Annotated in this window: 26 protein-coding genes; 20 read left to right on the forward strand and 6 right to left on the reverse strand. The window is 71.5% G+C overall.

What is annotated here, in order from left to right; all coding sequences use genetic code 11:
- Window positions 1-112: 112 nt before the first annotated feature.
- From ACWCV9_RS33815 to ACWCV9_RS33855, 9 genes are all read left to right on the forward strand, one after another.
- Window positions 113-757, forward strand: a complete 645-nt coding sequence (locus ACWCV9_RS33815; RefSeq protein ID WP_450792353.1) for an HAD family hydrolase — start codon at window positions 113-115, stop codon at window positions 755-757.
- A gap of 93 nt (window positions 758-850) precedes the next feature.
- Window positions 851-1,567 carry a VC0807 family protein gene (locus ACWCV9_RS33820; RefSeq protein WP_450792354.1) on the forward strand — a complete coding sequence of 239 codons (717 nt, stop codon included), beginning with the start codon at window positions 851-853 and terminating at the stop codon, window positions 1,565-1,567.
- A gap of 66 nt (window positions 1,568-1,633) precedes the next feature.
- Window positions 1,634-2,854, forward strand: coding sequence for an MFS transporter (locus ACWCV9_RS33825; RefSeq protein ID WP_450792356.1), 1,221 nt, complete (start codon window positions 1,634-1,636; stop codon window positions 2,852-2,854).
- Complete coding sequence (locus tag ACWCV9_RS33830; protein WP_450792358.1) at window positions 2,805-3,977, forward strand: acetoin utilization protein AcuC; 1,173 nt, start codon at window positions 2,805-2,807, stop codon at window positions 3,975-3,977. Before ACWCV9_RS33825 ends, ACWCV9_RS33830 begins: the two co-directional genes overlap by 50 nt.
- 108 nt (window positions 3,978-4,085) lie before the next feature.
- Window positions 4,086-4,901: a phosphatase gene (locus ACWCV9_RS33835; protein WP_450792360.1), complete on the forward strand. Its 816-nt coding sequence runs from the start codon at window positions 4,086-4,088 to the stop codon at window positions 4,899-4,901.
- Window positions 4,902-5,030: 129 nt separating this feature from the next.
- Window positions 5,031-5,240 carry a helix-turn-helix domain-containing protein gene (locus ACWCV9_RS33840; protein ID WP_177235464.1) on the forward strand — a complete coding sequence of 70 codons (210 nt, stop codon included), beginning with the start codon at window positions 5,031-5,033 and terminating at the stop codon, window positions 5,238-5,240.
- Window positions 5,241-5,375: 135 nt separating this feature from the next.
- Window positions 5,376-5,474 (forward strand): 30S ribosomal protein bS22, encoded by a 99-nt coding sequence (locus ACWCV9_RS33845; protein ID WP_003948845.1) that lies wholly within the window; start codon window positions 5,376-5,378, stop codon window positions 5,472-5,474.
- Between the two features lie 199 nt (window positions 5,475-5,673).
- The gene (locus ACWCV9_RS33850) at window positions 5,674-6,735 is read left to right on the forward strand and encodes an NAD-dependent epimerase/dehydratase family protein (protein WP_450792362.1); all 1,062 of its coding nucleotides are present in this window, start codon (window positions 5,674-5,676) and stop codon (window positions 6,733-6,735) included.
- 24 nt (window positions 6,736-6,759) lie between these two features.
- The gene (locus ACWCV9_RS33855; RefSeq protein ID WP_450792364.1) at window positions 6,760-7,848 is read left to right on the forward strand and encodes a lysophospholipid acyltransferase family protein; all 1,089 of its coding nucleotides are present in this window, start codon (window positions 6,760-6,762) and stop codon (window positions 7,846-7,848) included.
- 92 nt (window positions 7,849-7,940) lie between these two features.
- Here the strand turns inward: ACWCV9_RS33855 and ACWCV9_RS33860 are convergent, their stop codons facing one another.
- The 3 genes from ACWCV9_RS33860 to ACWCV9_RS33870 form a co-directional block, all read right to left on the reverse strand.
- Entirely contained in the window at window positions 7,941-9,173 is a 1,233-nt protein-coding gene (locus ACWCV9_RS33860; protein ID WP_450792366.1) for a DUF5667 domain-containing protein, read from the reverse strand.
- A 185-nt stretch (window positions 9,174-9,358) separates the two neighbouring features.
- Complete coding sequence (locus ACWCV9_RS33865) at window positions 9,359-10,162, reverse strand: ECF subfamily RNA polymerase sigma factor, BldN family (RefSeq protein ID WP_450792368.1); 804 nt, start codon at window positions 10,160-10,162, stop codon at window positions 9,359-9,361.
- A 312-nt stretch (window positions 10,163-10,474) separates the two neighbouring features.
- Window positions 10,475-11,422: an HAD family hydrolase gene (locus tag ACWCV9_RS33870; protein WP_450792370.1), complete on the reverse strand. Its 948-nt coding sequence runs from the start codon at window positions 11,420-11,422 to the stop codon at window positions 10,475-10,477.
- 116 nt (window positions 11,423-11,538) lie between these two features.
- Here ACWCV9_RS33870 and ACWCV9_RS33875 point away from each other — a divergent pair, with 116 nt between their 5' ends.
- From ACWCV9_RS33875 to ACWCV9_RS33915, 9 genes are all read left to right on the forward strand, one after another.
- Window positions 11,539-11,811, forward strand: a complete 273-nt coding sequence (locus ACWCV9_RS33875; RefSeq protein WP_385847184.1) for a glutaredoxin family protein — start codon at window positions 11,539-11,541, stop codon at window positions 11,809-11,811.
- 280 nt (window positions 11,812-12,091) lie between these two features.
- Window positions 12,092-12,871 (forward strand): redox-sensing transcriptional repressor Rex, encoded by a 780-nt coding sequence (locus ACWCV9_RS33880; protein ID WP_450792373.1) that lies wholly within the window; start codon window positions 12,092-12,094, stop codon window positions 12,869-12,871.
- On the forward strand, window positions 12,868-14,553 hold the full coding sequence (locus tag ACWCV9_RS33885; RefSeq protein WP_450792375.1) for a glutamyl-tRNA reductase: 1,686 nt from the start codon (window positions 12,868-12,870) through the stop codon (window positions 14,551-14,553). The genes ACWCV9_RS33880 and ACWCV9_RS33885 overlap by 4 nt, the downstream gene beginning before the upstream one ends.
- Entirely contained in the window at window positions 14,550-15,509 is a 960-nt protein-coding gene (gene hemC, locus ACWCV9_RS33890) for a hydroxymethylbilane synthase (protein WP_450792377.1), read from the forward strand. The genes ACWCV9_RS33885 and hemC overlap by 4 nt, the downstream gene beginning before the upstream one ends.
- The gene (locus ACWCV9_RS33895; RefSeq protein ID WP_450792379.1) at window positions 15,506-17,218 is read left to right on the forward strand and encodes a uroporphyrinogen-III synthase; all 1,713 of its coding nucleotides are present in this window, start codon (window positions 15,506-15,508) and stop codon (window positions 17,216-17,218) included. The genes hemC and ACWCV9_RS33895 overlap by 4 nt, the downstream gene beginning before the upstream one ends.
- A 350-nt stretch (window positions 17,219-17,568) precedes the next feature.
- Window positions 17,569-18,528, forward strand: a complete 960-nt coding sequence (locus tag ACWCV9_RS33900; RefSeq protein ID WP_450792381.1) for a helix-turn-helix domain-containing protein — start codon at window positions 17,569-17,571, stop codon at window positions 18,526-18,528.
- Window positions 18,529-18,608: 80 nt separating this feature from the next.
- Complete coding sequence (gene dprA, locus ACWCV9_RS33905; RefSeq protein ID WP_450792383.1) at window positions 18,609-19,493, forward strand: DNA-processing protein DprA; 885 nt, start codon at window positions 18,609-18,611, stop codon at window positions 19,491-19,493.
- Window positions 19,494-20,021: 528 nt separating this feature from the next.
- Entirely contained in the window at window positions 20,022-20,255 is a 234-nt protein-coding gene (locus tag ACWCV9_RS33910; RefSeq protein ID WP_450792385.1) for a hypothetical protein, read from the forward strand.
- Window positions 20,256-20,302: 47 nt separating this feature from the next.
- Window positions 20,303-21,064, forward strand: a complete 762-nt coding sequence (locus ACWCV9_RS33915; protein WP_450792387.1) for a hypothetical protein — start codon at window positions 20,303-20,305, stop codon at window positions 21,062-21,064.
- A 48-nt stretch (window positions 21,065-21,112) separates the two neighbouring features.
- On the opposite strand, the gene ACWCV9_RS33920 is transcribed toward ACWCV9_RS33915, so the two are convergent.
- Window positions 21,113-22,108 (reverse strand): phospholipase D-like domain-containing protein, encoded by a 996-nt coding sequence (locus ACWCV9_RS33920; RefSeq protein ID WP_450792388.1) that lies wholly within the window; start codon window positions 22,106-22,108, stop codon window positions 21,113-21,115.
- Between the two features lie 248 nt (window positions 22,109-22,356).
- Here ACWCV9_RS33920 and hemB point away from each other — a divergent pair, with 248 nt between their 5' ends.
- Complete coding sequence (hemB, locus tag ACWCV9_RS33925) at window positions 22,357-23,358, forward strand: porphobilinogen synthase (protein WP_450792390.1); 1,002 nt, start codon at window positions 22,357-22,359, stop codon at window positions 23,356-23,358.
- A gap of 13 nt (window positions 23,359-23,371) precedes the next feature.
- On the opposite strand, the gene ACWCV9_RS33930 is transcribed toward hemB, so the two are convergent.
- Window positions 23,372-24,196: a DUF4253 domain-containing protein gene (locus tag ACWCV9_RS33930; RefSeq protein WP_450792391.1), complete on the reverse strand. Its 825-nt coding sequence runs from the start codon at window positions 24,194-24,196 to the stop codon at window positions 23,372-23,374.
- 172 nt (window positions 24,197-24,368) lie between these two features.
- On the opposite strand from ACWCV9_RS33930, the gene ACWCV9_RS33935 reads away from it, so the two are divergent.
- Entirely contained in the window at window positions 24,369-25,538 is a 1,170-nt protein-coding gene (locus ACWCV9_RS33935; RefSeq protein WP_450792393.1) for a hypothetical protein, read from the forward strand.
- A gap of 9 nt (window positions 25,539-25,547) precedes the next feature.
- Here ACWCV9_RS33935 and ACWCV9_RS33940 read toward each other — a convergent pair whose 3' ends face one another.
- Window positions 25,548-25,715, reverse strand: coding sequence for a hypothetical protein (locus ACWCV9_RS33940; RefSeq protein ID WP_450792394.1), 168 nt, complete (start codon window positions 25,713-25,715; stop codon window positions 25,548-25,550).
- Window positions 25,716-25,751: the final 36 nt, after the last annotated feature.

Raw genomic sequence — 25,751 nt, forward strand, 5'->3', positions numbered from 1 at the left:
CTGCAGGGGGGACCCTGTGGGAGAGTAGGACACCGCCGAACAATCATTGGGAAAGGCCCACGCCGTATGGCGTGGGCCTTTCTGCATTTTCAGGGGCGTTTAGGGTGGGGTCATGCGCTATGACCTCGTCATCTTCGACAACGACGGTGTGCTCGTCGACAGTGAGCCGATCTCCAACCGGCTGCTGGCCGCGTATCTGACCGAACTGGGGCACCCGACGTCGTACGAGGACTCCATCCGGGACTACATGGGGTCGGCCATGCACCGGATCCACGACCTGGTGCTCGAGCGGACCGGCCGGCGGCTGCCCGAGGAGTTCGACGATGTCTTCCACGCCCGTGTGTTCGCCGCGTTCGAGCGGGAGTTGAGGCCCGTGCCGGGGGTCGACAGGGTGCTGGAGAAGCTGGCCGGGGTCGGAGTGCCGTACTGCGTGGGTTCGTCCGGGAGCCATGAGCGGATCCGGGTCGGGCACCGGACGACCGGGCTCGACCGGTGGTTCGCGCAGGACAGGATCTTCAGCTCGCAGGATGTGGGACGGGGCAAGCCGGCGCCCGATCTCTTCCTGTACGCGGCCGAGCAGATGGGGGTCGCGCCCGAGCGGTGCGCGGTCGTGGAGGACTCCCCGCTGGGCGTACAGGCGGCGCTGGCGGCCGGGATGGACGTGTACGGGTTCACCGCGATGACGCCGGCGGAGCGGCTGGCCGGGGCGAAGGAACTCTTCGCCGACATGGGGGACTTGGCTGACCTGCTGATATGACCTGAGCCATGGCACGGGGGCTGACAATTGTCATGCCGGGGTCCGGACGTTCGTTTCTACTGGGGGACCCCGCCCGGCGGCGAAGCTGAGGGCATGACGAAGAACACGGGGAACCACAGCCGCAGCCCGCTCGACAACTTCAAGCCGCTGATCCTCGATGTGGCGGTCCCGCTCGGCGCGTACTACGTCCTCAAGGACGCCTTCGGTCTGAGCACCTTCGCGGCGCTCGCCTGGAGCAGCGCGGTGCCGGCGGCACGGACCGTGTGGGGCCTGGTGAAGGAGCGGACCGCCAACGGGCTGGCCCTGCTCATCCTGGCCGTGAACGTCGTCGGCCTGGTGCTCAGCTTCGTCTCCGGCGACCCACGGCTGATGCTCGCCAAGGACGGAGCGGTCAGCAGCACCGTCGCGATCGGCATCCTGGTGTCCGTGGCGCTCGGCAAGCCGATGATGACGACGGCGATGAAGCCCTTCCTGGTCAAGGGCGACGCCGAGAAGGAGGCCGCCTGGGCGCGGCTCGCGTCCGGTGCGGTGGCCGGCTCGGCCGTCTTCCTCCGCAAGGAGCGGGCGTTCTCCCTGGTGTGGGGCGGGGCGCTGCTGCTGGAGTGCGTGCTGCGGGTGGTCGGCGCCTACACCGTGCCGGTGGACACCATGGTGTGGCTCGGTACGGTCGTCATGGTGGTGGCGCTCGCGGCCGCGTTCGTGGTGTGTGGCGGGCTCGCCGCCGAGCCGATGGCGCGGCTGCTCGCCGCCGAGGTCGAGGCCGGCCGGGCCGGTCGGCGGCACGAGGAGCCGCTGGCCGTCGCCCGCTGAAGCTGAGGGAAATTCACCTTTGGCTGGATCTACCCACAGGTAGCCCGGGGCCCTACGCTCGCCGCCATGACTGATGTGCTGCGGCGCGGTAGGGCCTCGTTGGCGTTCAGCTTCTTCGCCCAGGGTGTCGCCTTCGCCCTGCTCGTGACGCGCATCCCGGCCGTCCAGCACCGGTACGGCATCTCGGACGCGCTGCTGCCGGCCTTTCTCGCCGCCGTACCCGTCCTGGCCGGTGCGGGCAGTGTGACCACGGAGCGGCTGGTGCGGCGGATACGGCCCAGCCGGCTGCTGCGCTGGTCCCAGCCGGTGGTGCTGCTGGCGCTGCTCGGCGTCGGTGCGGGCGGGCGGCTGGCGGTGCTCGCGGTGGCGCTGGGGGTGTTCGGGCTGGCCGTGGGGGCGCTGGACGCCTCCATGAACATGCTCGGGGTGAGCCTCCAGCGGTCGTACGGGCGCAGCATCATGCTGAGCTTCCACGCGGCGTACAGCCTGGGCGGGATCCTCGGGGCCTCGCTGGCGTGGGCGGGGGCACACTGGCAGCTGGCGCTGTGGGTGTCGTATCTGCCGGTGGTGCTGGTGCTGTTGCCGGCGACCCTGGTGGGGAGCCGGTGGTATGTCGACGGGGGCCCGGCCGGGGACGCGGAGGGGCCGGCCGGGGCGGGGGGCCGGGCGGTGGCCTTCCGGGTGCTGCTGCCGCTGTGTCTGGTGATGACCTTCGCGTACATCGGGGACTCGACGGTCTCCAACTGGAGCGCGAAGTACCTGAAGGACGTGCTGGGCAGTTCGGAGCAGCTGGCGACCGTGCCGTACAACGTGTACATGGTGACCACGCTGCTCGGTCGGTCCATCGGGGATCTGGGAGTACGGCGGTTCGGAGCGGCGGCGGTGGTACGGCTCGGGGCGCTGGTGGCGGCCGGCGGGTTCGTGGTGGTGGCCTCGGCGCCCGGGGCCTGGGTGGGGATGCTCGGGTTCACGCTGCTGGGGCTGGGCCTGTGTGTGCTGGTGCCGCAGACCTTCGCGGCGGCGGGGCGGCTGGCCGGGCCGGGGGCTTCGGACGCGGCCGTGGCGCGGCTCAACGTCTTCAATTACGTGGGTTTTCTCGTGGGTTCGCCGCTGGTGGGGGCCTTGGGCGATGCGTGGAGCTATCGCGGGGCCATGCTGGTGCCGATGGCGCTGGTGCTGGTCACGGTGGTGTACGCCAGGTCGTTCATGGTTCATCCGGACCGATACGGTGGCGGTCATGAGCGGCCGCGCACAGCTGATGTGGGACGAGGCAGTAACGGGCTATGACTTCGGCCCGGGTCATCCGATGGACCCGGTCCGGCTGGAGCTGACCCGGAAGCTGGTGGGTGCCTTCGGGCTCGACCGGGAGCTGGCGGTCGTCGCGGCGAAGCCGGCCGGTGAGTCGACGCTGCGGCTGGTGCACCGGGAGGACTACATCGACGCGGTGAAGGCCGTGTCGGAATCTCCGGCGCGGGCGGACGGGTCGTACGGGCTGGGGACCGAGGACGATCCCGCCTTCGCCGGGATGCACGAGGTGTCCGCGCTGATCGCCGGGCAGTCGGTCGGGGCGGCCGAAGCGGTGTGGCGGGGGGACGCCGACCACGCGGTGAACTTCGCGGGCGGGCTGCACCACGCGATGCCGGGAGGCGCGTCCGGGTTCTGCGTGTACAACGACGCGGCGCTCGCCATCGCCCGGCTGCTGGAGATGGGCGCCGAGCGGGTCGCGTACGTGGATGTGGACGTGCATCACGGGGACGGGGTGCAGGCCGCGTTCTGGGAGGACCCGCGGGTACTGACGATCTCCCTGCACGAGCATCCACGGACGCTGTTCCCGCAGACCGGGTGGCCGCAGGAGACCGGGGCCGGGGCGGCGGAGGGGGCCGCGGTGAACGTGGCACTGCCCGCCGGCACCGGGGACGCCGGGTGGGTGCGGGCCTTCCACGCGGTGGTGCCGGAGCTGCTGGCGGAGTTCCGGCCGCAGGTGCTCGTCTCGCAGCACGGGGCCGACACGCACTTCGAGGACCCGCTGGCGCATCTCGCGGTGTCGCTGGACGCGCAGCGGGCGGTGCAGCTGGCGTGCCACGAGCTGGCGCACGAGTACGCCGGGGGGAAGTGGGTCGCGCTGGGCGGTGGCGGCTACGCGGTGGTGGACGTCGTACCGCGGTCCTGGACGCATCTGGTGGCGATCGCGGCGGGGCGGCCGGTGGCTCCGGAGACGGTGATCCCGCAGGGATGGCGGCAGGAAGTGTTCGCGCGGACCCGGCAGTTGGGGCCGCAGCGGATGACCGACGGGCGGTGGCCGGTGGAGTTCGCGGAGTGGGAGGCGGGGTACGACCCCGCCGACCGCCTGGACCAGGCGGTGCTGGCGACGCGGCGGGCGGTGTTCCCGCTGCGGGGGCTGCTGCCCTGAGCCGGGTGCCGGTGCCGGTGCCTTGGACCGGTGCCGCTGTAGGCCAACCGTGCGGTTCTTTCGCCGTTCGTGGGGAATCCGGGTGCCCGGTGCGTCAGCATCGCAGGCGTGCTGTCGCCCGCCGAGCTGTGTGCGTATCTGGTGGCCGTGCGGCTGGCCGGGGTCGTGGGGACCTCGCGCGAGGCCAGTCTGCGGAGTTACCGGTTGTTCGCGGCCCGGGATCCGCGGGTGACGATCGGGATCGACCCCGAGGGGGCCTGGGGGCAGCCGGAGTTGCTCGCCCTGATGGCGGACAGGTGCGGGGTCTCGGCGGATCCGCGGCATACCTCGGGTCCCGATGTGATCGATCCGGAGCTGACGCTGGCCGCGCTGGACGCCTTCGCGGAGCGGATCGGGGAGGTGGCCAGGAGAGGTGCGCCGGTGCTGTTCGGGACTGGGCATCCGCAGCGGCTGCTCGGGTTCTACGGCGGTCTCGCGGACGCGCTCTCGGCGGCGGGATGTGAGGTGCTCACCCCGGCGCAGGGTCGCTGTGTCGACATATTGACCCGGTTCGGTCTACGTACGTATCGGCTCGACTACGCCCGGGGAGTCGGCTTGGTGCGGGAAACCGGCCCCGAGCGCCCCGGTTGTGAGCCGGGGGTGCACAGCCACTCGCCGCTCCCGGTTCGGGTCGCGCTCGGCGCCGCCGCGGAGAGCGGAGGACCGTTGCCCGAACTGGTCGTCGGTGACCATGGCTGGGTCTGCGGTGCAGGTCAGCTGGGGTTCGAGGCGATCGGGCTGGCCGATACGGATGATCCCGCGCCGTTCGTGGGGCAGGCCGAGGGGTCCGTGTCCGTCGTCGTTCCGCTTGATGACGGCGTGCGCTCCGCGCACTACCGCCCGCTCACCCGCTACGTGCTCAAACGAGCCTGTCTGTCACAGTAGGCCGCCGATGGGTGCACCTCTTCCCCACTCGCATCACCCGCCCCTAGTCTGGGGAGTGAGCGCGCAACGACGAAGAGTCACCGGAAGGGGAAGCCGGTGGCCGTCGAGTGCGGAAGGTTCAGGTGTGTCATGGCAGCTGGCGAGAGGCCTCTGAACGAGGTTGTGTTCCTGACCGTGGCGGAGGTCGCCGCGGTGATGCGAGTGTCGAAGATGACCGTGTACCGCCTGGTGCACAGTGGTCATCTGCCCGCGATCCGGGTGGGGCGGTCCTTCCGCGTCCCGGAGCAAGCGGTACACGAGTACCTCCGTGACAGCTATGTGGGGGTGGAGACGGCCTGACGGCGACGTCCCGGCGACCCCGGGGCACCCCTCGATTACGACCTCGGCGCTCGGTTGGGTAGGCTAGCCCCTCGTAGGTCGTGTGGGCCCATGGCGCCCAAACAACCGAGTGATGAGAAGTGAGCGAGGGTAGTCGTGGGCTCTGTTATCAAGAAGCGGCGCAAGCGGATGGCCAAGAAGAAGCACCGCAAGCTGCTGAAGCGCACGCGTGTTCAGCGTCGCAACAAGAAGTAGTACGCGCGCCGCGAAGGCGCGTCCCGCTGTGGCCCTCCACCGTTGTCGGTGGGGGGCCACACGCATGTCCGGCGAAATTCCGTCACCTGGTGCGTCGGGCGGTCATCACAGCGCAACACCGAGCCGCTAAGTTGGCCGCACACGGGGAACGCGGGCAGTGCGGGCAATTGCGGACAGTGCGGGAAGGAAGGCGCTGATCTTGGGAAAGGTCGTGCTTGTCACCGGAGTGGCCCGGCAGCTGGGCGGCCGGTTCGTACGGCGGATCCAGCGTGACCCGGAGGTCGAGCGGGTGATCGCGGTGGACGCGGTGCCGCCGGCGCACGATCTGGGCGGAGCCGAGTTCATCCAGGCCGACATCCGGAAGCCGACGATCGCCCGGGTGGTCGCCGAGACCGGCGCGGACACCGTCGTACACCTCGATGTGACGGGCACGGCGCTCGGCGGCGGCAGCCGGGCCACGGTCAAGGAGACCAACGTCATCGGCACCATGCAGCTGCTCGGCGCCTGCCAGAAGTCACCGGCGGTCCAGCGGCTGGTGGTGAAGTCCAGCACCAATGTGTACGGCTCCGCGCCACGGGACCCGGCCGTGTTCACCGAGACGACGCCGCCGAAGTCGCTGCCGAGCGGCGGGTTCGCCAAGGACACCGTCGAGGTCGAGGGATATGTGCGCGGGTTCGCCCGGCGGCGCCCGGACGTCGCGGTGTGCGTACTGCGGTTCGCGAACATCCTCGGACCGGCCGCGGACACCCCCCTCGCCTCGTACTTCGCGCTGCCCGTGCTGCCGACCGTGCTCGGCTACGACCCGCGGTTGCAGTTCGTGCACGAGGACGACGTCATCGAGGTGCTGCGGCTCGCCTCGCACGAGCCGCGCCGGGGCACCCTCAACAGCGGCACGTTCAACATCGCGGGCGACGGGGTGCTGCTGCTCTCGCAGTGCTCGCGGCGGCTGGGCCGGCCGACCGTGCCGCTGCTGCTGCCCGCGGTCACCTGGGCCGGCTCGCTGGTCCGTACGCTGGGTATGACGGACTTCTCACCCGAGCAGATCCGGTTGCTGACCCACGGACGGGTGGTGGACACCGTCCAGATGCGCGACACGCTGGGCTTCACGCCCGGCTACACGACGGCGGAGGCGTTCGCGGACTTCGCGCGCGCCCAGGGCCCGGGGCTGGTGCCGCCGGAGACCCTGGCGGGGGCCGTCGACCGGATCGCCGCGCTGGCCGCCCAGGCCGGCGGTCGGCTCATGACGCACAGCGCCGAATAGCGCCAACCGAGGAGCGCAGGAACGATGGCGGACGCCAAGGTCATTCCGTTCGACGACGACCGGTCCCGCGGCAGCGCGGGGCAGCGCCCGGGGCGGCGCCGGGGCGCGGGGAGCCGGCGGGGGGCCGCCGGCGGGGCCCTCGGCGGGGCTCTCGGCGGGGCCGAGGAGATGGGTGAGGTCCAGCCGCTGCCCGGACGGGCGCGGGCGCAGGAGAACGAGCCTGTGAGCCCTGAGCAGAGCCCGGCGGGGCAGCCGGGGGCCGAGGGGCCCGCGGCCGGCCTGGAGCGGCGAGTGGCGGCCGGGCTGTCCTTCCTGCGGCGCCGACTGACCGGGGAGTACGAGGTCGACGACTTCGGGTACGACGCCGAGCTGACCGACCAGGTCCTGATGTCACTGCTGCGGCCGCTGTACGAGAAGTACTTCCGGGTCGATGTGAAGGGGATCGAGAACATCCCCAAGGAGGGCGGCGCGCTGATCGTCGCCAACCACTCCGGGACGCTGCCGCTGGACGGGCTGATGATGCAGGTCGCCGTGCACGACCATCATCCGGCGGGGCGGCATCTGCGGTTGCTCGCGGCGGACCTGGTGTTCGTGCTGCCGGTGGTGAACGAGCTGGCGCGCAAGCTGGGGCACACGCTGGCCTGCGCGGAGGACGCCGAGCGGCTGCTGGCGCAGGGTGAGCTGGTCGGGGTGATGCCGGAGGGGTTCAAGGGCATCGGGAAGCCGTTCAGCGAGCGGTACAAGTTGCAGCGGTTCGGGCGGGGCGGGTTCGTCTCCACCGCGCTGCGGCAGGGCGTGCCGATCGTGCCGTGCTCGATCGTGGGGGCGGAGGAGATCTACCCGATGGTCGGCAACGCGAAGACGCTCGCGCGGCTGCTGGGATTTCCGTACTTTCCGCTGACGCCGACGTTTCCGTGGCTGGGGCCGCTCGGGGCGATTCCGCTGCCGACCAAGTGGACGATCCAGTTCGGGGAGCCGATTCCCACGGAGGGGTATCCGGCGGAGGCGGCCGAGGATCCGATGCTGATGTTCAACCTGACGGACCAGGTCAGGGAGCAGATCCAGCACACGCTGTACAAGCTGCTGGTGCAGCGGCGCTCGGTGTTCTTCTGAGCCGTGTCTTCCGAGCCCCGGTTACGACGATGGGGGCGGGCCGCTCGGGTGGGCCGCCCCCATCGCCGTAACCGTGTCGCCGTACCGGCGGGTCAGTTCGTCGTGTCCTCGCTGTCGATGCCCAGGCCGGGGAGCAGGCCGGGGAGGAGCGGGGGCACGGTGACGTCCGGTTCGGTGGTCGGGGACTTGCCGGCGGTCGGGGAGCTGCCCTCGGTGCCGGTCCTGGGCGGGTCCAGCAGTCCGCCCGTGTTGCCGCCGAGGAGGCCGTCGCCGCCGGTGCCGGTCGCCGAGCCGCTCGGGGTGCCGGTGCTGGTGTGTCCGCCGGCGGAGGGGGTGCTGCCGGCGGAGCTGGGCGCGGTCGCGCGGTGGCGGCCGGAGGCGCCCGGGGACGCCGGGCCGGAGCGGTGCCGGGCGCCGTCGCCGGTCTGGGCGGGCGGCTGCGGCAGCAGCGACTGGAGCGGGGCGACCTCTTGGTCTATGGCGTCGAAGACCGACGAGACCTGCTGTTTGACGTCCCCCAGCTGGACCGGAAGCCGGTCGCTCAGCGCGGTCCAGGCCTCGCGGTGGGACCGCGAGAAGGCGGAGAGCGCCTGGATCGGGCCGAGCGAGCCGGGGTCGGCCTCATAGGCCGCGTGCAGCAGGCGGTGGCCCTCGGCCACGTCGTGCTGCATGCCGGACAGGGTGCGGCGGATCTCGCCGATGGACTCGTGGTCGAGGTGGCCGCCCCGGCCGCGCTCCATGAGCCGGCGGGCCTCGCCGAGCCGGGTCGAGGCGAGGTCCAGATAGGCCTGGCCCTGCTGGTCCGCGCCGTCGGTCAGGTAGTTGAGCTTGAAGTCCTCGATGCCGCGCTTCAGGCCGTACAGCGAGTCACCGGGCAGGGCCTCGGAGCTGGCCGCGGCCACCCCGCCGAAGGCCCCGGCGGCCACACCGACGCTGAGGCCGCCGGCGGCGAGCCCCTTGGTCAGCCGTGACCGGGGCCGGAGCTTGCCGAGCGGGCTCGCCCGGTGCGCGCCCCGGTTCCTGGAGCGCTGTTCGGGTACCGACGCTTCCGCCGCCGCGGTTCCCTCCTGGAGCATGGCCTCCATCGCGGCCACCAGCTGGGCCCGCTGGACGACCTTGACCTCGGGGTCGAGCTGGGGCTTGGGCAGCGCGCCGAGACCCGTGGCGAGGGCCAGCAGCTGGCCCTGTTCGGTCCGTTCCTCGGGGGTCGGCGGGGATCCCGCCGGTGCTGCGGACTGCTCGGCCGCCGTGTCCCGGTCGGACTGCTCCTCCAGGGCCTGGGCGAAGGCGTTCGCCCGCCGGTGCGCCGATACGTTCGCGATCACTGGCGGCACCTCCTCTCGTCATGACGGTCGACTCCCCCCGGGGGGTCCTGAGGGACGTGACCACAGGGAGCCTGTATCCCGCACAACGACTGGCGCGGCACTTGGGTTACGGACGGCGGATGATCCGCTCAGAAAGGCAACGCTCTTTCACCGACCGTGAGTTGAGCGTCGCCCGGAGTCACCGCTCAGCGCACGTCGTCCGGCAGCAGCCGGGCGAGGGTGCGGACCGCGCGGTACTGGAGGGTCTTGATGGCGCCCTCGTTCTTGCCCATGACACGGGCGGTCTCGGCGACCGAGAGGCCCTGGAGGAAGCGGAGGGTCACACACTCCTGCTGCTGGGGGTTGAGCCGGCGTACGGCGTCCAGCAGGGCGGCGTTGGACAGGGACTCCAGGACGGAGTCCTCCGGGGAGCGCTCGACCTCGTTGGCGTCGAGCATCTCGCCGGTGGTGACCTCCAGCCGGAACCGGCTGGACTTGAAGTGGTCGGCGACGAGGTTGCGGGCGATCGTCACCAGCCAGGCGCCGAAGTCGCGGCCCTGCCAGGTGAAGGTGCCGATCCTGCGCAGGGCGCGCAGAAAGGTCTCGCTGGTGAGGTCCTCGGCGGTGGCGCGGCCGCCGACGCGGTAGTAGATGTACCGGTACACCGTGTCGCTGTACTGGTCGTAGAGCCGGCCGAAGGCCTCGGCCTCGCCGGCCTGGGCCCGTTCGACCAGGTCCATCATGCGTGCGCTGTCGCTGTCGGCGGCCGGGCGGCGGGCGGTGGTGGCGCCGCTGCCGGAGCCGGTGCCGGCACCGGCGGAGCGCCCGCGTCTGCCGACGGCGGCGCTGCTCTCGGCCAGTGCGTAGCACGGACCGAGGGGCGCGGCGGTGGCGAGGGCGGGGACGGCGTACGCGGTGGGGACGAAGCCGCGCAGCGTCTCTTTGAGCGTTGCGACCGTTGCGCGCAGCGTAGCCAGGCCCGAGGCGTCAACCCCGACGTGTGGGTACACGGGACTCCCAGAGGCAGAGCTTCCATCACGTGCAGTGCGGGACCTTTCACCCGTCGTAGCGACGGAGGGGTACCGGTTTGCGTCTGAGGAGAATAACGCTTCGTGCAGGCACTGCTACACCGAGTTGCTCAAATCATCGATTGAGTCGCATCTATAACCGATTGGCGCCCTATCAAGTGCCGTAGCTTGATCGGTTGTTGACCGTAATCTGGCCGGTTTCGGCGAGGTACAGGGCGTGTTGAAATGGCCGCGGCATAATTCGGGCGCGCGCGGCGGCTGGGGGAGACGGCAGGGGGTGGGCTGCGGGAGCGGTCAGCGGCGGCGGCGGCTCAGGGCGATGGCGGCCGCCGTGCCGCCGGCCACCGCGCCCACGCCGGCCGCGGCCGGGATGCCGACCTTGGCCGCCTTGCGGCCGGTGCGGTAGTCGCGCAGCCGCCAGTCCTGCTCGCGGGCGTGCCTGCGGAGCTTGGCGTCGGGGTTGATGGCGTACGGGTGGCCGACCAGCGAGAGCATCGGGATGTCGTTGTGGCTGTCGCTGTAGGCCGCGCAGCGGGACAGGTCCAGGCCCTCCGCGGCGGCCAGGGCGCGGACCGCCTCCGCCTTGGCGGGGCCGTGCAGGGGCTCGCCGACCAGCTTGCCCGTGTAGATGCCGTCGACGGACTCGGCGACCGTGCCCAGCGCGCCGGTCAGGCCCAGGCGGCGGGCGATGACCGTGGCGATCTCCACCGGGGCCGCCGTGACCAGCCAGACCTTCTGGCCCGCGTCCAGGTGGGCCTGGGCGAGGGCGCGGGTGCCGGGCCAGATGCGGTCGGCCATGTACTCGTCGTAGATCTCCTCGCCGATCGTCTGGAGCTCGACGACGCGGTGGCCCTTGACGATGGAGAGGGCGGAGTCCCGGGCGTCCTGCATGTGCTCGGGGTCCTCGACGCCGGCCAGCCGGAACCAGGCCTGCTGCCAGGCGAACCGGGCGAGGTCGCGGGTCTCGAAGAACTTCCGCTTGTACAGGCCCCGGCCGAAGTGGAAGAGCGCGGCGCCCTGCATCACGGTGTTGTCGAGGTCGAAGAAGGCGGCCGCCTTCTCGTCGCCGATCACCGGGAACTCGGGTTCCTCCGGGGCGGCCTGCGCAGCCGCTTGCGCCTCTTCCGCCTCCTGTGCCTCCTGCGAGGACTTGCGGGCGGCCTCCGCCGAGGCCTCGCCTGCCAAAACGCTCCGCGCCGTGGCGGAGCGCCTACGGGGAGTGAGCCATCCAAGAGCGGCCATGCGGTGAGCATAGCCAGTTTGTTCGGTGCTTCCGGAGTCGAGAGGTTGGCGCGCTGTGAACTCTGCGCGACCGCGTCGTAAAAGAGGCCTGGAGGGACGGGGTCACAATGGCTGGTATGAGTCCCCTCTTTCGTCGTAAGACCGGGCCGCGCGAGCGGCGCGTCACGCTCATCCGCAAGCCCGGCTGTCATCTCTGCGACGACGCGCAGACGGTGATCGAGAAGGTCTGCGGTGAGCTGGGCGTCCCGGTCGAGTACCGGGACATCAGCCAGGACCCGGAGCTGTACGACCGGTACTGGGAGCAGATCCCGGTGGTGCTGGTCGACGGGGAGCAGCACACCTTCTGGCGGGTGAACGAGGAGCGGCTGCGCCGGGAACTGACCGACTAGTCCAACTGGCCGGGAAAGTCGCTTAGGATCGACGGCGATGTGAACTCGGGGGCGGGATTCATGAGGAGAGTGTGCAGTTTTGCCCCCAGTAATGAAGGAACGTCGGTGCGTGTGCGCCGGTTCCCGCCGGAGGCGTGAAAGGGGCGTGAGCCCGGTCACTTCTGCGGGGCAAATCGGACACCATCTTTGTGCACGCGTTCACAAAGACATAGCCTGCTGTCGACGGGGCGGTCTGGGGACGTATGACCGCCCACAGCCCCGCTCTACCCGCAGGAGCACCGTGGCAACTGGCCGAACACACCGACCGGCGAGCCGTAGCCGAGGGATTCCCGAGGCTACCGTCGCCCGGCTTCCGCTGTACCTCCGAGCCCTGACCGCGCTGTCGGAGCGCTCGGTACCCACGGTCTCCTCCGAGGAACTGGCCGCGGCGGCGGGGGTCAACTCCGCCAAGCTGCGCAAGGACTTCTCGTACCTGGGCTCGTACGGAACCCGCGGTGTGGGCTACGACGTGGAGTATCTCGTCTACCAGATCTCCCGCGAACTCGGCCTCACCCAGGACTGGCCGGTTGTCATCGTCGGTATCGGTAACCTCGGCGCCGCCCTCGCCGGTTACGGCGGTTTCGCCTCCCGTGGCTTCCGGGTCGCCGCGCTGATCGACGCCGACCCGGCGCTCACCGGCAAGCCGGTCGCGGGCATCCCGGTGCAGCACACCGACGACCTAGAGAAGATCATCAAGGACAACGGGGTCTCCATCGGCGTGATCGCCACTCCGGCCGGCGTCGCCCAGCAGGTCTGCGAGCGCCTCGTGGCCGCCGGGGTCACCTCCATCCTGAACTTCGCGCCGACCGTGCTGTCCGTCCCGGACGGCGTCGACGTGCGCAAGGTCGACCTGTCGATCGAACTCCAGATCCTCGCCTTCCACGAGCAGCGCAAGGCCGGGGAGGACACGGCGGTGGAGACCGCGGCCGGAGACGTGGGCTCGGTGCCCGCCGCCCCCCGACGCGCCGCGTCCGCCGACCAGGGACCGGACGGGGACGTACCCGCCGTGATGCCGGCATGAGCCTCCTCGTCGTAGGCCTGAGTCACCGCAGCGCCCCGGTCAGCGTGCTGGAGCGGGCGGCGCTGAGCGTGGACGCCCAGGTCAAGCTGTTGCACGACACGGTCGCCGCCGAGCCCGCCACCGAGGCCGCGGTGCTCGCCACCTGCAACCGCATCGAGCTGTACGCCGACGTGGACAAGTTCCACGCCGGTGTCGCCGAGCTGTCCACGCTGCTCGCCCGGCACAGCGGGGTCGGCCTGGAAGAGCTGACGCCCTATCTGTACGTGCACTACGAGGACCGGGCCGTCCACCACTTCTTCTCGGTGGCCTGCGGCCTGGACTCGATGGTGGTCGGCGAGGGCCAGATCCTCGGGCAGATCAAGGACTCGCTGGCCCGTGCGCAGGAGCTGCACACCGCCGGCAAGCTGCTGAACGACCTCTTCCAGCAGGCCCTGCGGGTCGGCAAGCGCGCCCACTCCGAGACCGGCATCGACCGGGCCGGGCAGTCGCTGGTCACCTTCGGCCTGGAGCAGCTGGCCGTCGGCACCGCGGTGCCGGCCTGGGCGCGGGGCAAGAAGGCGCTGGTCATCGGCGCCGGATCGATGTCCTCGCTGGCCGCTGCCACGCTGGCGCGGTCCGGGGTCGCCGAGATCGTCGTCGCCAACCGGACCTTCGAGCGCGCCGAGCGGCTCGTCCAGATCCTCGCCGAGGCCGACGACAACGCCGTGACCGCCCGTGCGGTCCCGATGGACGCGGTGCCGGCCGAGCTGACACGTGCCGACGTGGTCGTCTCCTGCACCGGGGCGACGGGCCTGGTGCTCACCGCGGAGGCGGTCGCGCAGGCGGTGGAGGGGCGCACCGGGCAGCCGGCCGTCGCCGACACCAGCGCTGCCACGGCCGTACCGCAGGGCCTTGCGTCGCCCGCCACCGGCGTCGGCGCCGAGGAGAACTGCCCGCTGGACCTGGCCGCCGCGCAGTCCGGTTTCTCCGTGCTGGGCGAGGCCGCCGTGGCCGGGATGGACGCGGCGACCCTGGAGCAGCACGCGGCCTGGGTCGCGGGCGGAGCACTGGACCGGCGGGAGCGTCGTACGCCCGAGGCGGACGCCGAGCTGATCGCCGCGCTCGCCGCGACCGCGGCGACGGTGGGCCGGATCCCGGAGCGGCGCAGGCCGGAGCCGCCGGCCGAGCGCCCGGCGCCCTTCTTCTTCCTGCTCGACCTCGCCATGCCGCGGGACATCGACGCGGCCGTGCACCGGCTGGCCGGGGTGCGGCTGGTGGACATCGAGTCGCTGGCGGAAGCTTCCGCCGACGCTCCGATGGCGGCCGACGTGGACCTGGTCCGGCGTATCGTCTCCGACGAGGTCGCGGCCTTCGGCGCGGCCCAGCGGGCGGCGCACATCACGCCGACCGTGGTCGCGCTGCGCACCATGGCCGCCGATGTCGTCGCCAGTGAGATCGCGCGGCTCGACGGCCGACTGCCCGACCTGGACGAGCGCCAGCGCGGCGAGATCCGGCAGGCCGTGCACCGGGTCGTCGACAAGCTGCTGCACGCGCCGACCGTACGGGTCAAGCAGCTCGCGGCCGAGCCCGGCGGCGCCGGGTACGCGGACGCGCTGCGCACCCTCTTCGACCTCGACCCCGAGACGGTCGCCGCCGTCTCCCGGGCCGGGGACAGCACAGACGACAAGGACCGACCGGTATGAGTGACAGAGCACTGCGGCTGGGCACACGGCGGAGCAAGCTCGCCATGGCCCAGTCCGGGCAGGTGGCGGAGGCCGTCCGCCGGGTGACCGGGCGGCCCGTCGAACTGGTCGAGATCACCACGCACGGCGATGTCTCCCGCGAGCACCTGACGCAGATCGGCGGCACCGGTGTGTTCGTCACCGCGCTGCGGGACGCGCTGCTGCGCGGCGAGGTCGACTTCGCGGTTCATTCGCTGAAGGACCTGCCGACCACGCAGCCCGAGGAGCTGGTCCTGGCCGCCGTACCGGTGCGGGAGGACCCGCGGGACGTGATCGTCGCGCGCGACGACCTGAAGTTCACCGACCTGCCCCGCGGGGCGCGCGTCGGTACCGGCTCCCCGCGCCGCATGGCGCAGCTGAACGCGTACGCCCGCGCCCACGGCCTGGACATCGAGACCGTCCCGATCCGGGGCAACGTCGACACGCGCATCGGCTTCGTCCGCAACGGCGAGCTGGACGCCGTGGTGCTGGCCGCCGCCGGACTGAACCGGATCGGCCGGAGCGACGAGGTGACCGACTTCCTGTCGGTCGACACGGTTCTGCCCGCCCCCGGCCAGGGGGCCCTGGCGATCGAGTGTGCCGCGGACCGCGCGGACCTCATCGCGGCGCTCGGCGAGCTGGACGACCCGTTCACGCGGGTCGCCGTCACCGCCGAGCGGTCACTGCTCGCCGCCCTGGAGGCCGGGTGCAGCGCCCCTGTAGGCGCGCTGGCCGGCCTTCTGGCCGACGGGCAGACTGTCAAGGAAATGCGCCTGCGCGGCGTCGTCGGGACCCCCGACGGCACGCGTACGGTGCAGCTGTCCACCACCGGTCCCGTGCCCCAGACGCATGACGCGGCAGTGGCGCTCGGTCGCGAACTCGCCACCGAGATGCTCGCCCAGGGTGCGGCCGGTCTGATGGGGGAGCGAGCACATTGAGCCCCACCGCCCTTCCTGCCGCCGGTCCTGAACACGGGCACGTCACCTTCCTCGGTGCCGGACCCGGAGATCCGGGACTGCTGACTCTGCGCGCCGTGGAGGCGCTGTCGAGCGCGGACGTCCTCATCGCCGAGAACGAGGTCCTCGACGTCATCCGGACGCACGCCCGACAGGGCGTCTCCGTGGTGCCGACGGACGCGGCCTCTTCACCGGTCCCGCCGCCAGGCACGGGCACGCCCCAGCTGACGGTCGTTGACGGCACGTCAACAACCGCCGCTGTCCCGGGCGCTGCCCGGGATGCCGCTCATCTTGTCATGGAGGCTGCGCGGGGCGGCAGGCGGGTCGTCCGTGCGGTCTCCGGCGACCCGGGGCTCGACACGTACGCGGCCGAGGAGATGCTCGCCTGCGCGGCCGCCGGGGTGCCCTTCGAGGTGGTGCCCGGTGTGGCGGCGGCGGTCGGCGTGCCCGCGTACGCCGGTGTGCCGCTGCGCGACGCGCAGGGCGCGGACGTCCGGTTCGTGGACGCCCGTACCGCGTCGGACCGGTGCTGGACCGAGGTCGGCGCGTCGGACGGCACGGTCGTCGTCTCCACGACGCTGGACTCGGTGGCGGCAGCCGCGGGTGAACTGGTGTCCGCCGGGCGGAAGCCGGACACCCCGATGTCGGTGACGATCGCCGGTACGACGACCCGGCAGCGCACCTGGACGGCCACGCTCGGCACCATCGCGCAGACGCTGAAGCAGGCGAAGGTGCTGCCGTCGCCGGACGGCGGCCGGCCGGTGATAGCCGTGGTCGGCGAGCGTTCCGCCGCGGCCCGGCGCGAGCAGCTGTCCTGGTTCGAGTCCAAGCCGCTGTTCGGCTGGAAGGTGCTCGTGCCGCGGACCAAGGAGCAGGCGGCGTCGCTCTCCGACCAGTTGCGCTCCTACGGCGCGGTGCCGCACGAGGTGCCGACCATCGCGGTGGAGCCGCCGCGCACCCCGCAGCAGATGGAGCGGGCCGTGAAGGGGCTCGTGACCGGCCGCTACGAGTGGATCGCGTTCACGTCCGTCAACGCGGTGAAGGCCGTGCGGGAGAAGTTCGAGGAGTACGGACTTGATGCTCGGGCTTTTGCGGGTATCAAGGTGGCTGCGGTGGGTGAGCAGACGGCCAAGGCGCTGATCGCCTTCGGCGTCAAGCCCGACCTGGTGCCGAGCGGTGAGCAGTCGGCCGCGGGCCTGCTGGAGGACTGGCCGCCGTACGACCCCGTCTTCGACCCGATCGACCGGGTCTTCCTGCCGCGCGCCGACATCGCCACCGAGACCCTGGTCGCCGGGCTGATCGAGCTGGGCTGGGAGGTGGACGACGTGACCGCCTACCGGACGGTGCGCGCCTCGCCGCCGCCGGCGGAGACGCGCGAGGCGATCAAGGGCGGTGGCTTCGACGCGGTCCTCTTCACGTCCTCGTCGACGGTCCGCAACCTGGTCGGCATCGCGGGCAAGCCGCACAACGTGACGGTGATCGCGTGCATCGGCCCGGCCACGGCGAAGACGGCCGAGGAGCACGGTCTGCGCGTCGACGTCATGGCGCCGGAGCCGTCCGTGCACAAGCTGGCCGAGGCGCTGGCGGACTTCGGCATGAAGCGCCGGGCCGCCGCGCTGGAGTCGGGAGACCCGGTGACCCGCCCGAGCGAGCGGAGGCCGGGGGCGCGCAGGCGCCGGACGACCACCTGAGAAACGGCGGAGCGCCCTTAGGGGGGCGCTCCGCCGCGTTAGTTCACGCATCGCGCACCGGAGCCGGGAAAGGCGTGGTGCGGTGGTGCCGCGGCCGGGGTTGCGGGCCGTAAAAGACCAAAGAACCCGGGGAAATTACCGACCAACCAAACCAAACCCCGCGTAGGTCACCCGGGCGGGTGAAAGCGGTCGGTTCGGCTGGCGCGGCGGCGGTTCGGGCGTGCAGGCTCACCCCGAGGCGCATGAGGCATATGCGGCTCAGGAATTCAAAGCCCACACGTGCTTCGGCCCCCGCCGGGACTGCAATCCCAGTGCGAGGGCCTGACCAACGAGGAAGCAGGACCTTCCCCATGGCTGAGAAGAAGCCTAACGCCGCCTTGCGCCAGATTCACGGTGTTCGACGATCCGCCACCCGCTCCGGTGTCATCCACGTACGCACGTACCAGTCCGGTCAGTACGTGGTCGTCGGCAACCACCTCGCCCAGCACCGCGAGCTGTCGCTGACCGCCATCGGACTGGCCACTCACATCCTGTCGGTGCCCGAGGGCACCCCGGTCGACATCCGCAGCCTCGCCGAACGCTTTCCCGAGGGGCGGGACCGGATCGCGTCGGCGCTGCGCGAGCTGGAGGCACACGGTTACCTGCGGCGAGTACGGGAGCACACGGAGTCCGGTCGGCTGGTCACGCGTACGTACGTCCACCACACCCCTGACACGGCCGCAGCGACCGCAGCGCCTCTTCGCCTGGCGGGGAGGCCCCTGGCCAGTACCCGTACCGTCGACCGTCAGCCCGCTGTCCGCACGGACGCACCGGCCGCCCCCGAGGAGGACGACCAAGCCCCTCCCCGGCAGGCGCCCGAGCCGGAAGCGCCCGCGCCTGCGGTGAGCGAAGCCCCGGATCCCCGGCACGACAAGGCCGCAGCCCTTCTCGCAGGTCTCCGTCACGCCGATGACCGCCTCATCCTCTCCCGGCGTGACGTGGACCGGCTCGCGCCGGCCGTCACCGCCTGGTTCGACAGCGGGGCGACGGCTGCCGTCATCCATCAGGCGCTGACCGGCAGCCTTCCCGTCGATCTGAGGAATCCGGCGAAGCTGATCGCCTACCGTCTCGACGAGCTGCTGCCCGTACCGCTCCCCGCCCGTCCGGTGTCCTCAGCGATCGTGGCGACGGGATCCGGGGGCACTCACCGACCCCATCCCCTCCAGACCTGCGACGGCTGCGAGCGCGCCTTCCGCGCCCCATGTCCCGGTCGCTGCCGTGACTGCCGCACAGACCGGGCGGTCATGGACGAGGGTGCGTGCGCTGCATGAGGCTGCTGCACCGGAGTGTGCCATCTGTGCCATCTGCGCAAGCCGCCTGCGTCAGGGGGCGCCGTTCCTATACTGGCGCCATGGACCAGGACCTGGAGCGAGCCGCCCTCGTCGCGCTGCTGCGGCGCGGCGACCGTTCGTGGTCCGAGGTCACCGACCACGTCGAAGCGGTGGGAAGCGCCCGCGAGGTTCTCGAGAACGCCCTCGATCTCTCGGGGCAGGGGAAGCTCTTCGACACCGGACCCTCGGTCGACCTGGACAGCGTCGTGTCGGAGATCGCCGCCTGGGAGCGCGAGGGCATGCGGCTGGTCACCATCCTCGATGACGACTATCCGCTCTATCTCAGACTGGTCCACCAGCGTCCGCCCTTCCTCTTTCTCCGGGGCAGGACAGCCGACGACGACCTTCGGGTCGCTGTCGTGGGCACCCGCACACCCACTCCCGAAGGTGTCGCCCATGCCCGGACCATCGCGGGCGGTCTCGCCGAGCGCGGTGTCACCGTCGTCAGTGGGCTGGCGGCGGGTATCGACACCGCCGCGCACGGCAGCGCCCTGGCCGCCGGTGGCCGAACCGTCGCCGTGATCGGCACCGGTCTGCGCCATGTCTACCCGGCGCAGAACGCAGGTCTCCAGCAGGAGATCGCTCAGAAGGGGCTGCTGATCTCGCAGTTCTGGCCGGACGCCGCTCCCTCGAAGACGTCCTTCCCGATGCGCAACGCGGTGATGAGCGGGTACAGCCTGGCCACCGTCGTGATCGAGGCCGCCTATCGCAGCGGCGCCCGCATGCAGGCCCGACTCGCGCTGGAGCACGGCCGCCGGGTGTTCCTCATGCGCTCTCTGATGACTCACACATGGGCGAGGGAGTACGCCACCCGGCCCAACACGACGGTGATCGACGGCCCGGAGGATGTCTTCAGTCGGCTCGATTCTCTCGTCCCCACCGCGGGCGAGCTGACTTGGGCCTAGCCGGCGGACCGGCGTGGCAACCGTCGTCGGGCTGTCCGCCCGCTACGCCAACTTTCTGGTCCATCCGCTGCTGCCCGGGCCGGGTGTATGCCAGGTCTGCCGCGGTCCAGTCAAAGCCGGATATCCCATGTGCTGGCCCTGCAACGAGGCTGCCAAGCTTCTTGGGACGGGAGCGGCTGATGCGGTCGTTCCCGTCAGCCTGGCTCTCAAAGGCGAGCAGTATGCCAACGAACTCTGGCGTTACAAGAACGCGGCGGGCCCCCAGCAGCAGTACTTCCGGATGGGTCTGGCAGCCGTCCTGTGGCGCTTTCTCACTCTGCACGAGGAGTGCATCACGGCCCACTGCGCAGTGCCCTCCTTCGACACCGTGACCATGGTGCCCAGCACCAGCGGACGTCTGGACCACCCACTGCGCCCCATGGTCGCCGAGATGGTGGTGTCACCCGAGACCGTTATCGGGATCTGCTCGCGCCGACACCGGAGGCGGCCGACCTGGGCCGGACGACCTCTTCCACCCGCTATGCGTCGGTGGCGCTCTGGGGCGAGAACGTCCTGCTCATCGATGACACCTGGACCACGGGCAACCACGCGCAGTCCGCGGCCGCTTCACTCAAAGCGGCCGGTGCCAACAGTGTGGCCATCGTGGTTCTCGGCCGCCGCCTCAACATCGACTACGCCAACACGGCCGATCACATCGAGCAAGCACGATTACGCCGCTTTTCCTGGAACTCCTGCCCGCTCCGCCCCTGGGACCATCCGTGACAGGGCCCTTCGGGACTGGCAGCCGCGTGTCTGGGATGCTGGCCGGCATGCGTGACGGGGTGCGGGGGCGGTGGGTCGGCGGGTGGTTGCGGCGGCGGGCTGTGGCGGTGGTGCTGACGGGGGGCGCGGTGGTCGTCGCCGTCGTGCATGTCGTGGCGCCCGGGCTGAGGATCGACGGGGTCACGGTCGGGCTGCTCGCGGTGGCGGTGGTGCCGTGGCTCGGCGATCTGGTGCGCAGCATCGACATACCGGGGCTCGGGCGGATCGAGTTCCGGGAGATCCAGCAGCGGCTCGACGCGGTGCAGCGGACCGCCAACGCGGCGCTCGTCGGTGACGGTCCGCAGGGCGGGGCCGGGGACGACACCGCCGCCTGGGACGCGGTCCGGGAACTGGCCGCCGAGTACGGCCGGATGCGCGAGGACGTGCCCAAGGGGCCGGCGCGTACGCACCGGATGGATCAGATCTTCGCCCGCCTGGTGCGAGCGACACAGCGGGTGCGGGAGTTCGACACCGGGACGCTGCTGCGCTCGCCGGACGCCGGGCTGCGGCTCGCGGCCTACGCGCGGCTGTACGGCCTGCCCGAGCCGGAGTTGCTGAGCACTCTGGTGGACGTGGTGACCGCCGAACCGATCGGCTTCAACCAGTACTGGGGGCTGCGCGTGGTCGGCCGGGGTGTGGAGGAGGCGGGGGTGGAGGAGGTTCCGATCGGTGTGGTGCGCCGGTTGCGGGAGTTCCGCGCCCGGCTGCCGCGGGACAGCGACCGGGGGCAGCTCGCCGATCGCGTGCTCGGCGAGTTCGGCGGGGGGTGAGCGGCCGGCGGGCCCGGCGAGGAGCGGGGACCGTCGGCCGCTGCCGGGTCAGGCCGCCGTGCCGCCCGCGTAGTCGCTGCTGAAGGTGGTTTCTATGGTGGCCGCCACCGGCTGGGCCACGCCCGTGCCGGTGAGGATGATGCCCAGCTCCCGGTTGTTGCTGAGGGAGTTGCTGCTGATGTTCATGGAGCCGGCCTCGACCTCCTGGGTGGCGAGGCCGTAGTCGGCGACCATCGCCTTGGCGTGGATGTAGAAGCCGTTGGGGTCGGAGTAGCCGACCACCGTGCCGCCGGCGGCCTTGATCTCGGCGACCTGGCTCGCGTAGCTGGAGGGGTTCTCCAGGACGACGCGGACCCTGACGCCGGCCCGGGCGCGGGCGGCGATGGCGTCGACCACAGTGCTGTCGCTGAACTCCAGTTCCTCCACGTCCAGGGTCGTGGTGGCGGAGTTGATGAAGGACACCAGGCGGTTGCGGGAGTCGGTGGGGGACCACAGGAGGTGGTCGCCGTCGGTGGGGGTGACCGAGGTGGCCGTGTAGTCGGCGTTGAAGACCTTCTCGATCGATGCCACGTCGCGGGTGTCGTCGGTGAAGACGCCGTAGTCGCGGCTGGTCGCGTAGTACTGGGAGGTGAGGTTGCCGGTCAGGACCAGGGACTTGGTGCCGTCCACCGTGATGGTCTTCTGGTGGGTGTAGACGAAGGCGGACGGGGACCAGACGACGCCGACGCCCGCGCTCTTCAGGGCGTTGTAGGCGGAGCTGTTGGCGCTCTGGTGCTGGCGGTCGAGGATGACCCGGACCGTCACGCCCTTGTTCTTCAGGGCGATGAGGTCGTTGACGGCCGTGGTGTCCTCCAGCTCGTACATCGTCATGTCGAGCGTGCTGGTGGCCGAGTCGATGAAGTCGTAGATCGTGGGCTGACCGGTGCCGCTCCGGGAGAAGGCGAACGCCGAGTAGCTCGCGGCGTTCGCGGGGACGGCGGTGGCGACGACGGTGGCGCCGGCCGCCAGGGCGATGCCCGCGCGGGTGAGGGCCTTCCACAGCATGCGTGACTCCTGGTGGTGGGGAGAACTCGCCGGGAGGGGGTGGCGCGTGCATGACACCACGCGCGTAGAACGCCGGGGAGTCCTCCGGGCCCAAGGAGTGCCAGGACTGCGCAAAGACTTCGTATGGGAGGGCAGGGGAAGGCTGCTTATGCCCGTGAATGCCGGGGGTGGGGGGCGCCTAGCGGGCCGCCTCCGCACCGACAGGGTGTTGGCAAAGGGGCGGGGCGGGCGGGCGTAGCGTAGAGGACATGACGAAGTACGGATCCTTCCCCGGTACGCGTCCCCGGCGACTGCGGACCTCGCCTGTCATGCGCCGGATGGTGGCCGAGACACGGCTGCATCCCGCCGACTTCATCCTCCCGGCGTTCGTCCGCGAGGGCGTGAGCGAGCCGGTGCCGATCGCCGCCATGCCCGGGGTCGTGCAGCACACCCGGGACAGCCTGAAGAAGGCCGCGCTGGAGGCCGTGGAGGCCGGCGTCTCCGGGATCATGCTGTTCGGCGTGCCGGAGGAGGGGAAGAAGGACGCGCTCGGGACGCCGGGCACGGACCCCGACGGGATCCTCCAGGTCGCGATCCGGGACGTGCGGGCCGAGGTCGGCGACGACCTCCTCGTCATGTCCGACCTGTGCCTCGACGAGACCACCGACCACGGGCACTGCGGGGTGCTGGACGCCGAGGGCCGGGTCGACAACGACGCCACCCTGGAGCGCTACGCCGAGATGGCCCAGGTGCAGGCCGACGCCGGCGCCCATGTCGTCGGGCCCAGCGGGATGATGGACGGCCAGATCGGCGTCATCCGCGACGCGCTCGACCAGATCGGCCGCGAGGACGTCGCCATCCTCGCCTACACCGCCAAGTACTCCTCCGCCTTCTACGGCCCCTTCCGCGAGGCCGTCGCCTCCTCGCTCCAGGGCGACCGCAAGACCTACCAGCAGGACCCGGCCAACTGGCGCGAGTCCCTGCGGGAGCTGGAGCTGGACCTCGGCGAGGGCGCGGACATGGTCATGGTCAAGCCGGCCGGGCCGTACCTCGACATCCTGGCGCGGGTCGCCGACGCCGTGGACGTGCCGGTCGCCGCCTACCAGATCTCCGGCGAGTACTCGATGATCGAGGCCGCCGCCGAGAAGGGCTGGCTGGACCGGGACCGGGCCATCCTCGAGACCCTGACCGGCATCAAGCGGGCCGGCGCGCGCACCATCCTCACCTACTGGGCCACCGAGGCGGCCCGCATGGTGCGCCAGGAGGGCTGAGCCGGCCGGGCGCTCAGTCCCACCAGAAGGTCCAGACGGTGGCGCCGACCAGACCCTCGGCGTACTTCCGTACGCTGCCCGGGCCGCTCTGCACGACCGAGTTCGGGCACAGGGCGAAGTGTTCGGCGGCCACCGCCTCGGCGGCTGCCGGATCCGTGGGCGGCGCGGCGACCGACATGAGGAGGGTCTCCGGGCCGAGGGCCACCACCCGGGCCCCGAACCGGTCCTCCCAGGAGCGCAGCACCGAGGAGATCCGGGCCACGTCACCCTCGTAGTTCAGCGGGCCGGTCCAGCCGATCGCCGCCGGTATGTCGGCGGAGCGGCGGGCCGGGACCAGGGCGAGATGCGGCTCCTCCAGCCACTCGGCCCAGGTGTCGCGGTCGCCGGTGAGCAGGTCGGCGACCTGGGCGGCGCGGGTGCCGGGGTCGGCTGTGGGGGCGGCGGCCGGTGCGAGACCGGGCCAGGCGTGCCCGTACGGCGCCACCTCCTCGATGTCGTCGCCGTCCGTCTCCTCCGCCCAGTACTCCGCCAGGACCTCCGCCGCGTCGTGGTCCCCCGGATACGACGCCTCCTGGGGCAGCAGCACCCAGCCGCCGAGGCCGCCCGCGAAGCCGCCCAGGTCCACCAGGACCGGCAGCAGCCCCGCACGGGCCGCCGGCGCGCCCAGCGCCTTCCACATGCCCGGCGCGGCCGACTTCTCCGCGTACCACAGCAGGGGTTCGTGCCAGGGGCCGTCGTCGGTCTCGTCCGTCAGCCGGCCGGGCGGCAGTTGCAGGCCCAGGGAGCGACCGCTGGGGTCGGTGGCCAGCCGGGGCAGCGGGTTCGGGAGAGTCGCCATACCGGTGACTCTAAAGGCCGCCACTGACAACGCCGTTGGCGTCCGCCGGCGTCCGTCGACGGAGTGATCCGTTCCGCCCCGGAGCAACCCGGAGCCGCTTGTGTCCCTCTCTACAGACGTGCGGTGACCGCCACTGACCACGGCCGGGCCGCGACGGGAAGGACGAGGGGACGTGCGGATCGGGCGCTATCCGGTGCGGTGGCACATCGTGCTGCTCACCCTGTGGACGGCCTTCTGGTTCCTGGTGGCGGAACGTCACGCCGCCATCTCCTGGCACTATCTGCGCACCGGCGAGGAACTGCTCTTCGGCCGGCTGCCCGGCGGGGGCCTGGCCCTCTACGCCAACCACCCGGAACTCCAGATCGGCCCCGTCAGCTTCCTGGTCGCCGGCCTGTTCGAACCCTTCTCGCCGCAGCTGGGCGAGAAGCTCGCGGACGCCTTCATGTCCGCCCTCGGCCTCTACATGCTGGTCCTGATCGGCCGGGCCGCCGCCGACCACTACCGGGGTACGGGGCTGAACCACCGGCGCCTCCAGCAGCGGGTCCTCGTCGCCGGCGCCGCCTTCATCCCGATGTGGGTCGAGGTCTCCGTCCGCTTCGCCCACCTCGACGACGTGCTGGCCCTGTTCTTCACCACCCTCGCCGTCCGCGCGCTGGTCCGGGGCAACCACACGGCGGTGGGCGTGCTGCTGGCCCTCGCCGTCGACTCCAAACCCTGGGCGGTGGGCTTTCTGCCGCTCCTGCTGGCGCTGCCCCGCCCGCACCGGCTGCGCGCCGCCGGCTGGGCCGTCGCGCTGGTGGCGGTGGCGTGGCTGCCCTTCTACCTCACCCACCTGGACACCTTCGCCGCGGCCCGGTTCACCATCCCCAACCAGCCGGCGTCTGCGCTGCGCTGGTTCGGCGTGGACGACCCCGCGACACCGCCGTGGGACCGGCCCGCGCAGATGGCCCTCGGCATCGCGCTGGGCACGCTCGCGGTACGGCGGCGGCGGTGGCCGGCGGTGGTGCTGCTGGCCTCCGACGCGCGGATCGTGCTGGACCCGAGCGTGTACACGTACTACAACGCGTCGGTCCTGCTCGGCACCCTGATCTGGGACTCCGTCGGCCAGCGGAGGCTGGTGCCCTGGGTCAGCTGGATCGCGCTCATCTCCCTGTACGGCAGCGCCCTGCTGATCCCGTCCGACTCCGTCTGCGGCCTGATCCGCCTGGCCTTCGCGGCGGGGTCGGCGGGGTACGTCCTCTTCAGCCCCCAACGGCGGCCTCGCGGCCGCCGCCCCCCGAACACGCCTCGGCCGCGACGGCTCCCCCTCCGCGCCGCCGCGGCCGATTCCCCGTCGGTCTGAAAGTCCTGGTCAGGCCTTCTCGTCCGTGGCGTGAGTGTTGTCCGGGCTGACCACACCGATCTCCTCGGCGATGTTCGCAGCGGCCGGCTTCAGCGGCTCACTGGTGGCGTGCGTGTTCATGGTGGTCACTTCGGTGGCCGAGGTCTCCGCCTCGGTCGTCTTCTTGACGTCGCTCATGACTGCTCCCCTGATGTCTGTGCAGTGGTACGGGAC

This window comes from Streptomyces sp. NPDC001606 (genome assembly GCF_053596835.1).

Bases quoted from the DNA above. Each gene is read 5' to 3' on its own strand.
- ACWCV9_RS33855 (WP_450792364.1), top strand. From the start codon at position 6,760: ATGGCGGACGCCAAGGTCATTCCGTTCGACGACGACCGGTCCCGCGGC.
- ACWCV9_RS33870 (WP_450792370.1), bottom strand. From the start codon at position 11,422: ATGGCCGCTCTTGGATGGCTCACTCCCCGTAGGCGCTCCGCCACGGCG.
- ACWCV9_RS33915 (WP_450792387.1), top strand. From the start codon at position 20,303: ATGCGTGACGGGGTGCGGGGGCGGTGGGTCGGCGGGTGGTTGCGGCGG.
- dprA (WP_450792383.1), top strand. From the start codon at position 18,609: ATGGACCAGGACCTGGAGCGAGCCGCCCTCGTCGCGCTGCTGCGGCGC.
- ACWCV9_RS33900 (WP_450792381.1), top strand. From the start codon at position 17,569: ATGGCTGAGAAGAAGCCTAACGCCGCCTTGCGCCAGATTCACGGTGTT.
- hemB (WP_450792390.1), top strand. From the start codon at position 22,357: ATGACGAAGTACGGATCCTTCCCCGGTACGCGTCCCCGGCGACTGCGG.
- ACWCV9_RS33830 (WP_450792358.1), top strand. From the start codon at position 2,805: ATGAGCGGCCGCGCACAGCTGATGTGGGACGAGGCAGTAACGGGCTAT.
- ACWCV9_RS33875 (WP_385847184.1), top strand. From the start codon at position 11,539: ATGAGTCCCCTCTTTCGTCGTAAGACCGGGCCGCGCGAGCGGCGCGTC.
- ACWCV9_RS33840 (WP_177235464.1), top strand. From the start codon at position 5,031: ATGGCAGCTGGCGAGAGGCCTCTGAACGAGGTTGTGTTCCTGACCGTG.
- ACWCV9_RS33940 (WP_450792394.1), bottom strand. From the start codon at position 25,715: ATGAGCGACGTCAAGAAGACGACCGAGGCGGAGACCTCGGCCACCGAA.
- ACWCV9_RS33920 (WP_450792388.1), bottom strand. From the start codon at position 22,108: ATGCTGTGGAAGGCCCTCACCCGCGCGGGCATCGCCCTGGCGGCCGGC.
- hemC (WP_450792377.1), top strand. From the start codon at position 14,550: ATGAGTGACAGAGCACTGCGGCTGGGCACACGGCGGAGCAAGCTCGCC.
- ACWCV9_RS33825 (WP_450792356.1), top strand. From the start codon at position 1,634: ATGACTGATGTGCTGCGGCGCGGTAGGGCCTCGTTGGCGTTCAGCTTC.
- ACWCV9_RS33820 (WP_450792354.1), top strand. From the start codon at position 851: ATGACGAAGAACACGGGGAACCACAGCCGCAGCCCGCTCGACAACTTC.
- ACWCV9_RS33815 (WP_450792353.1), top strand. From the start codon at position 113: ATGCGCTATGACCTCGTCATCTTCGACAACGACGGTGTGCTCGTCGAC.
- ACWCV9_RS33885 (WP_450792375.1), top strand. From the start codon at position 12,868: ATGAGCCTCCTCGTCGTAGGCCTGAGTCACCGCAGCGCCCCGGTCAGC.
- ACWCV9_RS33930 (WP_450792391.1), bottom strand. From the start codon at position 24,196: ATGGCGACTCTCCCGAACCCGCTGCCCCGGCTGGCCACCGACCCCAGC.